General features: G+C 65.1%; 13 protein-coding genes and 1 pseudogene. 8 read left to right on the top strand and 6 right to left on the bottom strand.

Going from position 1 to position 14,006, the window contains the following annotated elements; all coding sequences use genetic code 11:
- The first annotated feature begins 154 nt into the window (after positions 1-154).
- From AC5Y49_RS09460 to AC5Y49_RS09440, 5 genes are read left to right on the top strand one after another with little or no spacing between them, the layout of a single operon-like run.
- Entirely contained in the window at positions 155-1,567 is a 1,413-nt protein-coding gene (locus tag AC5Y49_RS09460) for an extracellular solute-binding protein (protein WP_499886398.1), read from the top strand.
- Positions 1,564-2,463: a carbohydrate ABC transporter permease gene (locus tag AC5Y49_RS09455; RefSeq protein ID WP_499886396.1), complete on the top strand. Its 900-nt coding sequence runs from the start codon at positions 1,564-1,566 to the stop codon at positions 2,461-2,463. Before AC5Y49_RS09460 ends, AC5Y49_RS09455 begins: the two co-directional genes overlap by 4 nt.
- A gap of 4 nt (positions 2,464-2,467) precedes the next feature.
- Positions 2,468-3,292, top strand: a complete 825-nt coding sequence (locus AC5Y49_RS09450; protein ID WP_499887212.1) for a carbohydrate ABC transporter permease — start codon at positions 2,468-2,470, stop codon at positions 3,290-3,292.
- A 4-nt stretch (positions 3,293-3,296) separates the two neighbouring features.
- A complete protein-coding gene (locus AC5Y49_RS09445; RefSeq protein ID WP_499886395.1) occupies positions 3,297-4,478 on the top strand; it encodes an ABC transporter ATP-binding protein in 1,182 nt (393 codons plus the stop codon).
- Positions 4,475-5,083 (top strand): suppressor of fused domain protein, encoded by a 609-nt coding sequence (locus AC5Y49_RS09440; RefSeq protein ID WP_499886392.1) that lies wholly within the window; start codon positions 4,475-4,477, stop codon positions 5,081-5,083. Before AC5Y49_RS09445 ends, AC5Y49_RS09440 begins: the two co-directional genes overlap by 4 nt.
- A gap of 106 nt (positions 5,084-5,189) precedes the next feature.
- Here the strand turns inward: AC5Y49_RS09440 and corA are convergent, their stop codons facing one another.
- Positions 5,190-6,281 (bottom strand): magnesium/cobalt transporter CorA, encoded by a 1,092-nt coding sequence (corA, locus tag AC5Y49_RS09435; protein ID WP_499886390.1) that lies wholly within the window; start codon positions 6,279-6,281, stop codon positions 5,190-5,192.
- A gap of 153 nt (positions 6,282-6,434) precedes the next feature.
- On the opposite strand from corA, the gene AC5Y49_RS09430 reads away from it, so the two are divergent.
- Genes AC5Y49_RS09430 through AC5Y49_RS09420 form a run of 3 tightly spaced genes read left to right on the top strand, consistent with a single transcriptional unit; the run spans position 6,435 to position 9,488 of the window.
- Complete coding sequence (locus tag AC5Y49_RS09430) at positions 6,435-7,424, top strand: malate dehydrogenase (RefSeq protein ID WP_499886388.1); 990 nt, start codon at positions 6,435-6,437, stop codon at positions 7,422-7,424.
- A 19-nt stretch (positions 7,425-7,443) separates the two neighbouring features.
- On the top strand, positions 7,444-8,625 hold the full coding sequence (locus AC5Y49_RS09425; protein WP_499886387.1) for an NAD(P)-dependent malic enzyme: 1,182 nt from the start codon (positions 7,444-7,446) through the stop codon (positions 8,623-8,625).
- The gene (locus AC5Y49_RS09420; protein WP_499886386.1) at positions 8,622-9,488 is read left to right on the top strand and encodes a glycine betaine ABC transporter substrate-binding protein; all 867 of its coding nucleotides are present in this window, start codon (positions 8,622-8,624) and stop codon (positions 9,486-9,488) included. Before AC5Y49_RS09425 ends, AC5Y49_RS09420 begins: the two co-directional genes overlap by 4 nt.
- A gap of 95 nt (positions 9,489-9,583) precedes the next feature.
- On the opposite strand, the gene AC5Y49_RS09415 is transcribed toward AC5Y49_RS09420, so the two are convergent.
- The 5 genes and pseudogenes from AC5Y49_RS09415 to AC5Y49_RS09395 all read right to left on the bottom strand — a co-directional run bounded on the left by AC5Y49_RS09415 (position 9,584) and on the right by AC5Y49_RS09395 (position 13,617).
- A complete protein-coding gene (locus AC5Y49_RS09415; RefSeq protein ID WP_499886384.1) occupies positions 9,584-10,414 on the bottom strand; it encodes an SDR family NAD(P)-dependent oxidoreductase in 831 nt (276 codons plus the stop codon).
- Positions 10,415-10,526: 112 nt separating this feature from the next.
- Positions 10,527-11,612, bottom strand: a complete 1,086-nt coding sequence (locus AC5Y49_RS09410; RefSeq protein ID WP_499887210.1) for a zinc-binding alcohol dehydrogenase family protein — start codon at positions 11,610-11,612, stop codon at positions 10,527-10,529.
- A gap of 333 nt (positions 11,613-11,945) precedes the next feature.
- A pseudogene (locus AC5Y49_RS09405) lies at positions 11,946-12,215 on the bottom strand (TMEM175 family protein); the annotation flags it as partial.
- A gap of 90 nt (positions 12,216-12,305) precedes the next feature.
- On the bottom strand, positions 12,306-12,737 hold the full coding sequence (locus AC5Y49_RS09400; protein ID WP_499886382.1) for a VOC family protein: 432 nt from the start codon (positions 12,735-12,737) through the stop codon (positions 12,306-12,308).
- A gap of 10 nt (positions 12,738-12,747) precedes the next feature.
- The gene (locus AC5Y49_RS09395; RefSeq protein ID WP_499886380.1) at positions 12,748-13,617 is read right to left on the bottom strand and encodes a DUF427 domain-containing protein; all 870 of its coding nucleotides are present in this window, start codon (positions 13,615-13,617) and stop codon (positions 12,748-12,750) included.
- Positions 13,618-14,006 lie beyond the last annotated feature (389 nt).

The raw sequence follows: 14,006 nt of genomic DNA, 5'->3' as shown, positions 1-14,006 counted from the left end.
GCAGCGCCGACGAGCGCGACGCGCCCGCCGACGTGTTGCATCTCACGCGCACCTCGCTCTACCGTTCTGGCGCGGGGCATCGGTGGGCGACCCGCTGCACCCGGCTTCGCCGGGCTGGCGATCGCCACGGGGGGACGGACGAGAGGCAGGTGTGGTGGCGAAGCGTCGCTGGCGCCCACGCAGGCTGGCTGCGGCTGCGTTGGCGGCGTTGACCACCGCGTCGGTGTTGTCGTCGTGCGGATCGGCTGACAACGGCGTGGTGATCAGCCTCTACACCCCGGCCAACGAAGGCGCGACGTTCACCGAGATCGCTCAGCGCTGCACCGGCCAGTTCGGCGGGCGGTTTGCCATTCGGCAGTTCAGCCTGCCCCGCTCAGCCGACGACCAGCGGTTGCAACTGGCCCGTCGGCTCACCGGTAATGACCGCACGTTGGACGTGATGGCCCTCGACGTGGTGTGGACCGCGGAGTTCGCCGACGCGGGATGGGCCCTGGCGCTGTCCGAGGATCCGGCCGGACGAGCGGAGGCCGACGCCACTTCCGACACGCTGCCGGGACCGCTGGCCACGGCCCGCCGACAGCACACGCTGTACGCCGCGCCGATGACGACGAACACCCAATTGCTTTGGTATCGCGCGGATTTGATGGACAAGCCGCCGACCACTTGGGACGCCATGGTGGCGGAGGCGATCCGGTTGCACGCCGCCGATAAACCCAGTTGGATTGCCGTGCAGGCCAAGCAGTATGAGGGGCTGGTGGCATGGTTCAACACGCTGCTGGTCAGCGCCGGGGGACAGGTGCTGTCCGATGACGGCAAGACCGTCACGTTGACCGACACGCCCGCCCATCGGGCGGCGACCGTCAAGGCGTTGCAGATTCTGAGGTCGGTGGCCACCGCGCCGGGCGCCGACCCGTCGATCACCCAGACCGACGAAGGCACCGCACGGTTGGCGTTCGAGGAAGGCAGGGCCGCGTTGGAGGTCAACTGGCCGTTCGTGCTGCCGTCCTTGCTGGAGAACGCGGTCAAAGGCGGCGTGCGGTTTTTACCGCTGAACCAGCGACCGGAGTTGGCCGGCAGCATCGACAAACAGGGGGGTTTCGCGCCGACCGATCAGCAGTTCCGCGCCGCTTATCAAGCCGCCAAGTCGGTGTTCGGGTTCGCTCCCTATCCGGATGTGCAGCCCGGCCGGCCGGCCAAGGTGACGATCGGCGGGCTGAACCTGGCAGTGGCCAAGACGACGCGGCACCGGGCGGAAGCTTTCGAGGCGGTGCGCTGTCTGCGCAGTCTGCCCAACCAGAAGTACGTCTCGATCGAAGGCGGCTTGCCGGCGGTACGCACGTCGCTGTACTCCGATCCGCAGTTTCAGGCCAAGTTCCCGATGTATGACGTTATTCGCCGGCAGCTCACCAACGCCGCGGTGCGGCCGGTGACACCGGTCTATCAGGCGGTATCCACCCGGATCTCAGCGACGCTGGCTCCGATCACCAAGATCGATCCCGAGCACACGGCCGACCAGCTCACCAAGCAGGTGCAGAAAGCCATTGACGGCAAGGGGCTGATCCCGTGACCGCGACCGCTGCCGCTGCCACCGAGAACCGCACGGCGGAGCGGCGGTTGGCGTTCTTCCTCGTCGCCCCCGCGGTGATCCTGATGCTGGCCGTGACGGCGTACCCGATCGGCTACGCGGTATGGCTGAGCCTGCAGCGCTATAACTTCACGACACCCAGCCAGACCGCATTCGTCGGGCTGGCCAATTACCAGACCATCCTTTCCGATCGGTTGTGGTGGACGGCGTTGGCCGTGACGTCGGCGATCACGGTGATCTCGGTGGCGGTCGAATTCGTGTTGGGCTTGTCATTGGCACTGGTGATGCACCGAAGTCTGGTCGGTAAAGGTCTGGTGCGCACCGCAGTGCTGATTCCCTACGGCATCGTCACGGTGGCTGCCTCCTACAGTTGGTACTACGCCTGGACGCCGGGCACTGGTTACCTGGCCAACCTGCTGCCGCAGGGCAGCGCTCCACTGACCCAACAGATCCCGTCGCTGGGCATCGTGATCCTCGCCGAGGTCTGGAAGACGACGCCGTTCATGGCGCTGTTGCTACTGGCCGGGCTGGCGTTGGTGCCCGACGACCTGTTGAAGGCCGCCCAAGTCGACGGCGCCGGCGCGTGGCGACGGCTGGTCAAGATCATCCTGCCGTTGATCAAACCGGCCATCCTGGTCGCATTGCTGTTCCGCACCCTGGACGCGTTTCGGATCTTCGACAACATCTATGTGCTCACCGGTGGCTCCAACGACACCGGTTCGGTGTCGATCCTGGGCTACGACAACCTGTTCAAAGGCTTCAATGTCGGCCTGGGGTCCGCGATTTCGGTGTTGATCTTCCTGTGCGTGGCCATCATCACGTTGCTGTTCGTCAAGGTGTTCGGCGCCTCGGCCCCCGGCGGTGACGGCGATGGCTGAGCGGATCGGTGTCCGGCGGGCCACCAGCTGGGTGGTGATCGACACCTTGGTGGTGCTCTACGCGCTGTTTCCGGTGCTGTGGATCTTGTCGCTGTCGCTCAAGCCGACGTCAACGGTCAAGGACGGCAAGCTGATTCCGGACTCGGTGACTTTTGACAACTATCGAGGAATCTTCCACGGCAACTTCTTCAGCTCGGCGCTGATCAATTCCCTCGGCATCGGGGTGATCACGACGGCGATCGCGGTGGTGATCGGTGCGATGGCGGCGTACGCGGTGGCGAGGCTGGCGTTCCCGGGCAAGAATCTGCTGATCGGTGCGGCCCTGCTGATCGCGATGTTCCCGCAGATCTCGCTCGTCACACCAATATTCAACATCGAGCGTAGCGTCGGCCTGTTCGACACCTGGCCGGGACTGATCATTCCTTACATCACGTTCGCGTTGCCATTGGCCATCTACACGCTATCGGCGTTTTTCCGGGAAATACCTTGGGATCTGGAGAAGGCCGCCAAGATGGACGGCGCCACCCCGAGTCAGGCCTTCCGCAAGGTGATCGCGCCGCTCGCGGCACCGGGGATCGTCACCGCCGCGATCCTGGTGTTCATCTTCGCCTGGAACGACCTGCTACTGGCGTTGTCGTTGACGGCAACCAAGGCAGCGATCACCGCGCCGGTGGCGATCGCCAACTTCACCGGAAGCTCCCAATTCGAAGAACCGACCGGTTCGATCGCGGCCGGCGCGATGGTGATCACCGTCCCGATCATCGTTTTTGTTCTAATCTTCCAACGACGAATTGTTGCTGGCTTGACCTCCGGCGCGGTGAAGGGGTAACTCGATGGCCGAAATTGTGTTGGACAGGGTGACCAAGAGTTACCCCGACGGCGCGACGGCCGTGAAGGAGCTGAGCCTTGACATCGCCGACGGCGAGTTCGTCATTCTGGTCGGGCCGTCCGGCTGCGGCAAGAGCACGACGCTGAATATGATTGCCGGACTGGAGGATATTTCATCCGGCGAGCTGCGAATCGGCGGCGAGCGGGTCAACGAGAAGGCGCCCAAGGACCGGGATATCGCAATGGTGTTCCAGTCCTACGCGCTCTACCCGCATATGACGGTGCGGCAGAACATCGCCTTCCCGCTGACGTTGGCCAAGATGAAGAAGCCTGAGATCGCCCAGAAGGTTGAGGAGACTGCGAAAATCCTTGACCTGACTGACTTTCTGGATCGCAAGCCGTCCCAATTGTCGGGTGGCCAGCGTCAGCGGGTCGCGATGGGCCGGGCCATCGTGCGTCATCCCAAGGCATTTCTGATGGACGAGCCGCTGTCGAACCTCGACGCCAAACTCCGTGTACAGATGCGCGGTGAGATCGCCAGACTGCAACGGCGACTGGGTACCACCACCGTCTATGTCACCCACGACCAGACCGAGGCGATGACGCTCGGCGATCGGGTGGTGGTGATGCGCGGCGGGGTGGCGCAGCAGATCGGCACCCCCGACGAGCTGTACGAGCGGCCGGCCAACTTGTTCGTCGCCAGCTTTATCGGCTCCCCGGCGATGAACTTCTTCCCGGCCACCCTGACGCCCACCGGACTGAACCTGCCGTTCGGTGAGGTGACGCTGACCCAGCCGGTGCACGACGTCCTCGCGCAGCACCCTGCGCCGGACAACGTGATCGTAGGCATCCGCCCGGAGCATCTGGCTGATGCCGCCCTGATCGACGGCTATCAGCGCATCAGAGCGCTGGTCTTCGAGGCCAAGGTCGACCTGGTCGAGTCGCTGGGAGCAGACAAGTACGTGTACTTCACCACCGAGGGCGCCGCAGTGCACTCAGACCAGTTGGCCGACGACGACGCCGAATCCAGCAGCGACCAACACGAATTCGTGGCGCGGGTCCCGTCGGAGTCCAAGGCCGCCAAAGGACAGTCCATCGAATTGGCGTTCGACACCCTGAAATTGGCAATCTTCGATGCCGATTCGGGCGTCAATCTCACCGTTCCGCCACCACCCGAAGTCGAGTGACACCGGAGCTGACCAAAGTGCGTGCGCATGTGCGCGCCCACTTTGCCGCAGCCGGCGTCGAGGCGGAGCCCGACGTCGCCAGCGTGACGTTTGTGGGTGCCCAGCCCATCGAGGTGCTGCGCTTCCGTGCCGCCGCCGACGGGGTGGTGCACTATGTGTCGCTGGGCTGCTCGCGGCATCCGATGGTCGACCCGACGGCGCTGGTAACCGATCCGCTGCGTGGTCCGCGCGCCGAAGTCGTTCTGCAGCTGCATGATCCCGGGCCGGCCGCCGGGCTGGCCCGCAGCCTGGCAGTGGTAGCGGCAACTCCCGCGGTCGAGGGCGTGGTTTTGGTGCCGGACGCCCTGATCGACCTCGGTTCGCCGCTGTGGACGCGGCCCTCCGGGCGGGCGCCGTTCACCGCGGTGTTGTTGGGCCGCAGCGATATTGCCGAGTTGCCGCTGGACCCGCCCCGCGATCCGGTGAGCTTTGTCACGGCGACGCCGATCACCGCGACCGAGGCGGCCTGGGTGCGACTGAAGGGCGCCGACGCCATGCGGGAGGCCTGGCAGATCGACGGCGTCGACGTTTTGGACCCCAACCGCCGCGCCGCCCAGCCCAGCTGAATTCAGGCACCGTCGAAAACACCTGCTGGCTGTGCGGTTTCGTACGCGACACGCCGCGGAGTGCGTATCGATCCGCACACTCGAAGCCCGCAGCGCAGACCCGCCGTTACAGCCAGCGGTTGCGGCGGAAGGTGCGGTACAGGACCAGGCAAAACGTGGCCATCACCGCAAGCACCACCGGATAGCCCCAGGGTCGGTGCAAGACGGGCATCCAGTCGAAGTTCATGCCGTAGATCCCGGCGATCATGGTGGGCACCGCAATGATACCGGCCCAGGCCGACATCTTGCGCATATCGGTGTTCTGTTGCATCCCGACCCGGGCCAGCGCGGCCTGCACCAGCGAGCTGAGCATCTCGTCGTAGCCGGCGATCTGGTCAGCGGCGTGGGTCTGGTGGTCGGCGACGTCCCGCAGATAGCGCCGTACTTCTTTGGAGATCAAGTCCTTGTGTTCGGTCTGCATCCGCTGGAACGGAATCGACAGCGGGTTGACGCATCGGCGCAGCTCGACGACCTCGCGTTTGATCTGGTAGATCGGTTCGACGTCGGTCCGCTGGCCGGGCGCAAACGCCACCTCCTCGATTGTGTCGATGTCGGTCTCCATCAGGTTGGTGACCGCCAGGTAGTGGTCCACCACCCGGTCGGCGATCGCGTGCATCACTGCATAGGGGCCCAGCCGCATGTGGCTGGGCTCGGCGTCCATTCGCTTGCGCACCTCGGAAAGCCCGCCGTGTTCGCCGTGCCGGACTGTGACCACGAAATTCTTGCCGACGAAGATCATGATCTCGCCGGTCTCGACGATCTCGCGCGCCAGCACCACCGAGTCGTGCGGAACGTAGTTGACCGTCTTGAGAACCAGGAAAAGGGTCTCGTCGTAGCGCTCCAGTTTGGGTCGCTGATGAGCGTGGACCGCGTCCTCGGCGGCCAGTGGATGGATCCCGAAAACGTCGGCCACATCCTGCATCTGGCGTTCATCGGGCTCGTGCAATCCGATCCAAGCGAATGCGTTCTGGCCGGTCTGCTCGACCTCGTGTACCTTGGCCAGCGCCTCGGCGTGGGTATAGGTGCCGGCCAGTCGCACCCCGTCGACATAGACACCGCAGTCGACCATGACCTGGGTAACCGGCGGCGTGCCGGAAGCGGTGACCTTAGGCCGGGCGACCGGCCGCAGTGATGGTGACAACCCTCGAAACGATGGCATCGGGTCACCTCCCGCCCAGCTGACCAAGCGTCGGCAATGCTACGCGCCGCAGCATGGCACTGCCTGTGAGCCGCTCGGGGGACCGGGGGATTGCCGGCCGGCTTCGGTGCGCTAGTTTCGACGCGACGCAACCCTGCACAAGGAGCCAACGACGTGAGCACAACTCCCCTCAAGGTCGCCGTCACCGGTGCCGCCGGTCAGATCGGCTACAGCCTGTTGTTCCGCCTCGCGAGCGGCTCGCTGCTGGGGCCCGACCGTCCGATCGAGCTACACCTGCTCGAAATCGAGCCTGCCCTCAAGGCGCTCGAGGGCGTCGTGATGGAACTCGACGACTGCGCTTTCCCGCTGCTGGCCGGTGTCGAGATCGGCGCGGACCCGAACAAGATCTTCAACGGCGTGAATCTCGCGCTGCTCGTCGGCGCCCGTCCGCGCGGGCCGGGCATGGAGCGCAGCGACCTGTTGGAGGCCAACGGCGCAATCTTCACCGCGCAGGGCAAAGCCCTCAACGAGGTCGCCGCCGACGACATCCGCATCGGTGTCACCGGTAACCCGGCCAACACCAACGCGCTGATCGCGATGAGCAATGCCCCCGACATTCCGCGGGAGCGGTTCTCGGCGCTGACCCGCCTCGACCACAACCGGGCGATCTCGCAACTGGCCCAGAAGACCGGTGCGGCGGTCACCGACATCAAAAAGATGACGATCTGGGGCAACCACTCGGCCACCCAGTACCCCGACATCTTCCACGCCGAAATCAACGGCCGCAGCGCCGCCGAGGTGGTCAACGACCAGAGCTGGATTGAGAACGACTTCATCCCGACCGTCGCCAAGCGCGGAGCGGCCATCATCGACGCGCGGGGAGCCTCCTCGGCGGCTTCGGCGGCCTCGGCAACCGTGGACGCTGCCCGCGACTGGCTGCTGGGTAGCCCGGCAGGTGACTGGGTGTCGATGGCGGTCATCTCCGACGGCTCCTACGACGTGCCGGAAGGCTTGATCTCGTCGTTCCCGGTGACCACCAAGGACGGCGACTGGAGCATCGTGAGTGGCCTGGACGTCGACGAGTTTTCCCGCGGCCGGATCGACAAGTCGACCGCTGAGCTTGCCGACGAGCGCACCGCGGTCACCGATCTCGGCCTGATCTGAGCGGCAGTACCCTGAGGCAGTGTCTGAAAGCATCCCTGCGAACAGCCCGCATATCGTCTTAACAGACGAAGAGATCTTCGAGGCCCATGTAGCCGGGAAACTTGCCGTGCAATTGCGGGCTCCGCTCGACACCCAGCGCGCGCTGTCGATCGCCTACACCCCCGGGGTGGCACAGGTCAGTCGCGCGATCGCCGCCGATCACACCCTGGCGGCTCGCTACACCTGGGCGAACCGACTGGTGGCCGTGGTCAGCGACGGCAGTGCGGTGCTGGGCCTCGGCGACATCGGGCCGGCGGCAGCGCTGCCGGTGATGGAGGGCAAAAGCGCGCTGTTCAAGGCATTCGCCGGTCTGGACTCGATCCCGATCGTGCTGGACACCAAGGATCCCGACGAGATCGTCGAGACGCTGGTGCGGCTGCGGCCGACCTTCGGCGCGGTCAACCTCGAAGACATCTCGGCGCCGCGATGCTTCGAGATCGAACGCCGCCTCATCGAAGCGCTGGACTGCCCGGTGATGCACGACGACCAGCACGGCACCGCAATCGTGGTGCTGGCGGCGCTGATCGGCGCCACCAAAGTGCTCGGCCGGGACATGGCCTCGCTGCGCGTGGTGATCTCCGGTGTCGGTGCGGCGGGCGTGGCCTGCGCGAAAATCCTTATGGCCGCAGGTATTTCGCACATCACCGTGCTGGACTCGCGCGGCATCCTGCATCCGGACCGCGATGATCTGACCACTGTCAAAGCCGACTTGGCACGGCGCACCAATCCGGACGGCCTCATTGGCGGCATGGTGGAGGCCCTGAAGGGCGCCGACGTCTTCCTGGGCGTATCCGCCGGCGTGGTGCCCGAAGAGCTGATCGCGTCGATGGCCCCGGAGAGCATTGTGTTCGCGTTGTCGAACCCGGACCCCGAAGTCCATCCCGATGTGGCCGCCCGGCACGCCGCCATTGTCGCCACCGGCCGAAGTGATTTCCCCAACCAGATCAACAATGTGCTGGCTTTCCCCGGGGTGTTCCTCGGCGCGCTGGATGCCGGTGCCCGCAAGATCACCGAAAAGATGAAGATGGCCGCGGCCGAGGCGATCGTCTCGGTCGTCGCCGATGACCTGGCACCCGACCGGATCGTCCCGAGCCCGCTGGAGCCAAAGGTCGGCCCGACGGTTGCCGCCGCGGTGGCGGCCGCCGCAGACACCGCGGAGTGAGCGCCCGGCTTGTTTTTCGGCGGCGAGCCGCTGCGTGTTGCGCAGTGGTGCTCGTCGCGGCATTGGCGCTGGCCGGATGCGGCGACACCCGACAGCACCCCCGCGAGCTGGTGGTCGGATCGCATCCCGACTCGGTGCTGCTCGCCGACATCTACGTCGGGTCGCTGCGTTCGTACGGTTTCCCGGCGCGCAACGAGCCGGCTTCCGATCCGCTGACCGGGTTGGATTCTGGAGCGTTCACCGTCGTTCCGGGCTTCACCGGGCAGGTATTACAAGTCTTTCAGCCGGGCGCGAAGGTGCGATCAGACGAGCAGGTCTACCGAGCGATGATCGGCGTGCTGCCGGAGGGGATCGCCGCCGGCGACTACACCACTGCAGCCGAGGACAAGCCCGCGTTGGCGGTGACCCCGGCAACCGCCAAAGCGTGGGGCGGCACTGAGCTCAGCGCACTGCCGCGGCACTGTGCTGGTCTCGTCATCGGGGCGATCCGCGGCGTTCAGACTCCCGCGAAGGTGAGCCGGTGCCAATTGCCTGCTCCGCGCGAATTCCCTGATTCCGCAGCGATGTTCGCCGCATTGCGGGATGGGCGGGTCACCGCGGCGTGGACCACCACCGCCGCACCCGACATGCCCGCCGACGTGGTGGTGCTGGCCGACGGCAAGCCGGCGTTGGTGCAGGCGGAAAACGTGGTGCCGCTCTACCGGCGCAACGTGCTGACTGATCGGCAGCTGCTGGCGATCAACGAGGTGGCCGGTGTGTTGGACACCGCCGCGCTGGTCGACATGCGCCGCCAAGTCGCCAATGGCGCCGACCCGCAAAAGGTGGCCGACGCGTGGCTGGGCGAACACCCCCTGGGCCGCTAACCCCTTTTTTTGCCGCGAGCGTGCGTGTCCCCGGCCGACACGCCGCCGAAATCACGTGTTTTGCGCACGCTCGCGGCGGCTAGGACGACGAGCGGCTAACGGGTCGACGGCAGCATCCGGCCGACTACCGCGGAGAACAGTCCCTGGTAACCCGAGCCGGTCGCGCGCACGATCAGGTCCAGCGCCTTGGCATCCGGGCCGACCAGCACCCGTGGCTTGTTCTTGCGGACCGCGGCCAAAATGATCCGCGCCGCTCGTTGCGGGCTGGTGAAGACAAGTCGGGTGTCGAAAAAGTGGGCCAGCTCATTGGCGTCTATCCCTTCGGCCGCCGTGGCGTTGCGGGCGATCGCGGTCTTGATGCCGCCGGGATGCACGGTGGTCACCTTCACCGGATGCTTGGCGAGTGCCATCTCCTGCCGCAAGGCCTCGGTGAAGCCGCGGACCGCGAACTTGGCAGAGTTGTAGGCAGCTTGGCCGGGAACCGAGAACAGCCCGAAGATGCTGGAGATATTGACGACGTGTCCGTCGCCGGAGGCGATCAGATGCGGCAGAAACGCTTTGGTGCCGTTGACGACTCCCCAAAAGTCGACGTCCATCACCCGTTCGATGTCCTTGAACTGGCTGACCTCGATATCCCCGGTGAATGCGATGCCGGCGTTGTTGTAGATCTGGTTCACCTTGCCGAAATGCTCGTTGACGGCATCGGCGTAGGTAAGGAAGGACTCGCGTTCCGCGACGTTGAGGCGGTCGGCTTTGACGGGTGCGCCGATGGCCGTGAGCCGCTCCTCGGTCTGCGCCAGGCCTTCGCTGTCGATGTCGCTGATCGCCAACTTGGCGCCCGAGCGGCCCAGCTCGATGGCTAGCGCCTGGCCGATGCCCGATCCCGCGCCCGTGACCGCGGCGACCTTGCCGGCAAAACCCTCCATGGATACTCCTTGTTCGTTGATTGCCGTCGAGGCTAGTCGGTACCCCCGGTACGGCCTATGCGGGCCTGGGTCGATGTGAGGACTCCGCGGACCCGATCGGGCCAGCGGCCGCTCATTCGACGACGACCACCAGCTTTCCGTTGGCTTCGCCGGCCTCCATGACCCGGTGGGCATCGTGGATCTCGTGGAACGAGAAGACCCGGGCCGGCGTCGCCTCGAGGCGGCCGTCGGCGACTTGCCGTGCGATGTCTGCCAACGGCACATCAGACAGCGGAAAGCCGGGCGTGCCGAAGACGAAACTACCGAAAAACGACAGGTACACGCCGCTGGCCATCTGCAGGAGCGGATTGAAGTCAGCGATCGGAGCCAGTCCACCCAACCATCCCGCCAGACAGGCGGTGCCGCCGCGGCGCAACATGTCGAGCGAATCAAGAATGGTGCTGTTGCCGACCAGATCAAGGACTGCGTCGAGTTGTTTGGCTTCGGCGATGTGCTGAGCCAAGTCGCGCCGTTCCAATTCCACGCGTTCGGCGCCGAGTGTTTCGAGCAGGCGAAAACGCTCACGGCTGCGGGTGGTGGCGATGACCCGCGCACCGGCGGCGACCGCCATTTTCAGCGCAGCCTGACCGAAAGATGAAGTCGCACCGCGGATCACCAGGGTTTGCCCGGCAGCGAGATTGAGGTTGCGAAACAGGCATGTCCAGGCGGTCGCATAGGTTTCAGGCAGCGCAGCCAGCTGGGACCACGGCAAGTCGGACTCGATGAGCGCGACATTGCCGGCGCGCACGCGGGTGTATTCGGCATAACTGCCGTTGATGGTTCGCCCTAAGCCACCCATGAGTGCAGCGACTTTGGCACCGATCGGAAACTCCCCGCCGGGGCACGACTCGACGATGCCGACACATTCGATGCCGCTGACTTCGGCGGCCTCTGCCCATTCTCCCCGGCGCATGTGCATCTCGGCGTGGTTGACACCGAATCCTTTGACCTGGATGACGACTTCGCCGTCTTTCGGTAGCGGTTTGGGGATATCGGTGTAGACCAAACTGTCCAGCCCGCCAAACTTCTCGAGGATGATCGCCCGCATGGTGGCTCCCCCCGGTTGCTCACGTACCACCGCCGGCGCCGTCGGCAGTTGGTCCGAGGCCGTCGGCAGTTGGTTCGGCGTCGGCGAACCGTGGTTGCCGGCAATCTCCATTGCTTTTCCTCTCGTCGGGGTGGCTTTCGGTACTGGAAAATCCGGCCGCAGGTATCCGGCCAGACACAGGCAAACCATTCCCATCGCTGCCACCGGCCATCTGACCGCGACCGCTGCCGCGGCGGCGAATACACCGATGGTGATGAACGATCGCATGCGCAGCAACCGGCGCATACGCGTTGGCACATCGTCACGAGCGGGTCGATCGACGGCTTCCCAGCAGAGTGCGAGGTAGGTGACATCGACGAACACGAACACAGCCGCGTAGAGGACCATCGGGGCCGCGGCCAGCCTGCTGTCCGCGATCCATTCGGTGGTGAAGGGAATCAGCGAGACGGAGAAGAGATGGGCGAAGTTCGACCACACCAGCCGGGGCGTCGCCACTTCCGCGTAGCTGAGCAGGTGATGGTGGTTGACCCAGACGATCGCGATGAAAAGGTAACTGACCACGTAGCTCAAACCTGTTGGCCATAGCGGCAATAGGGCACCGAAGGTGGCGCTGTCGGGCGGCTTGAGTTTTAGAACCAGGATCGTGATGAGGACCGCGAACACGGCATCGGAGAACAGCCTGAGCCGGTCTGGGCTGATTCTTCGCTCAGTCATCGCAGTCTCCGGCTTCATCCTGGTGCGATGGCCAGACACTGGCGTCATCGAATACCAGCACTGCCGGCAAGCTCGGCATCGACGACGTGGTCACGCCGGGACGTGACCGCGTTCTTGCAGGGCCCAGGCATTGCCGTCGGGGTCCTGGAAGTCCGCAAAACTCGCATAGTCAGCGCGGCCCGGGTCGATGCCGGGGTGGAAGCCGCCGCGCCAGCCGCCGTTGGTGTCCTTGTGCCGGATCTTGCTGACGGTGACTCCGCGGTCCTCCAATTCCTGTCGAGACGCTTCGATATCGGAGACCACGAGGTAGAGGCCGCGAACCGAGCCCGCTGGTGCGTCGCTCAGTCCCACGCCGAATTGGATCGACGTTCCTGAACCCGCGGGTGTCAATTGAACGACCCGGAAATCAGCTGACGGGGCGTAATCGACGTCGAGGCTGAAGCCCACCTGGTCGCGGTAGAACCGCAGCGACCGATCGGGATCCGAGACCGGCAAAATCACGACTTCCAGTTGTGCCTTCATCGCCGAACCCTCAGACCGCGCTTTTCTGCAGGATTTCGTCGGGGTCCAGCCCGCGATCGATGCCGTGGGAGACCACGGTCTGACCGGGCTCGAGGTGCAGCTGGGTGCCGTCGAGGTAGACGTCGATCTTGTCGGGTTCAAAGGACACCAGGTTGCGCACTGCGGCCACCTCCGGCCAGGCGTTGACGTAAGACCATGCGGCGCGTTTGCGGGCCCCGATGTTGTAGTAGTTGGCCAGGCCTTTGTAAGGGCAGAAGGTCTGCCCGTCAACGGGATTCAGCGCTGCTTCATCAATGTCAGCGCGGGGCACGTACCAGCGAGGCGCAAAGCCGGACTCGTATAAGGCGAGCGGTGCCCGGGTATCGGCGATGACCTGATCACCGTGGCGCACCACCAGATGACGTGAGGTGTTGCGGACGTCGATGCGGTGGTAGAAGTCCGAGGCATGCCCGACGATGCGGTCGTCTTCTTCGTAGAAGGCGTCCATCGCCCGCCAGGCGAACGCTACCCGCCCGCCGAGGATATCGGCGTAGTCGGGTAACGCCGGGTAGTGCCAGGCGGCGTGATTGGCCACGTGCTCCGCTGCGTGAACGGAGAACCACTGCACATTGCCGAACTCGCGGTGCTGAGTGGTCCGGTCTTCATCGACGAGCGTGTCGGGGCGGATGTCGCGGTGAGGGAAGTAGGCCACCGGATAGCGGCCCGGCTCGTGCAGCAGCACCACATCTTCGCTGTCGGCGATCCATTCGTCGGCGAACCGCACACGCATCCGGCGGCGCAACGGCTCGGCATAGAGCAGTCGCTCCGGCAGTGGCTGCGGTGTGAGGAAGTGTCCTAACGAACCGGTGTTCAACGGTCCCTGCTGCCATGCCAAACCCATCGCATTTCCTTTCGTGCGCGGAAAGCTATTGCCGCGGAACGGTGTCCGACACGCCAGCGATGCGGCGTCGGAGATTACCGGGTCGAGCTGTTGGAAGCGACGGATTGCAGGCCGACATGTGCTCCTCCCGGAATGGGATACTTAACCCAGTATTATGGGTTATCTGCACAACTGTTGTCCAGCAGCAGAATGATCCCGTCTGAGCGACGCGCGACGAGGGTGCGAAAGTCAGGGTTCGAATGTTCGCGGCGCTGCCGCCGCCAGTCAGCCCGGCGCGAAAGAGCGCACGTAGTCGACGGCGGCATTGACCGCGGCGCGCAGCGGCTCTGCACTGCCGGTGGTGTAGGTCAGCATCGCCCCGCCCTGGTGCGCGGCCACCAGTGCGACGG

It is taken from the genome of Mycobacterium sp. NGS62 (assembly GCF_059812285.1).
This window is presented reverse-complemented; position numbering and strand designations above follow the sequence as displayed.

What these genes read in the sequence shown, in the direction of transcription:
- AC5Y49_RS09445 (WP_499886395.1), top strand. Translation starts at nt 3,297, where the DNA reads ATGGCCGAAATTGTGTTGGACAGGGTGACCAAGAGTTACCCCGACGGC.
- corA (WP_499886390.1), bottom strand. Translation starts at nt 6,281, where the DNA reads ATGCCATCGTTTCGAGGGTTGTCACCATCACTGCGGCCGGTCGCCCGG.
- AC5Y49_RS09415 (WP_499886384.1), bottom strand. Translation starts at nt 10,414, where the DNA reads ATGGAGGGTTTTGCCGGCAAGGTCGCCGCGGTCACGGGCGCGGGATCG.
- AC5Y49_RS09410 (WP_499887210.1), bottom strand. Translation starts at nt 11,612, where the DNA reads ATGGAGATTGCCGGCAACCACGGTTCGCCGACGCCGAACCAACTGCCG.
- AC5Y49_RS09400 (WP_499886382.1), bottom strand. Translation starts at nt 12,737, where the DNA reads ATGAAGGCACAACTGGAAGTCGTGATTTTGCCGGTCTCGGATCCCGAT.
- AC5Y49_RS09395 (WP_499886380.1), bottom strand. Translation starts at nt 13,617, where the DNA reads ATGGGTTTGGCATGGCAGCAGGGACCGTTGAACACCGGTTCGTTAGGA.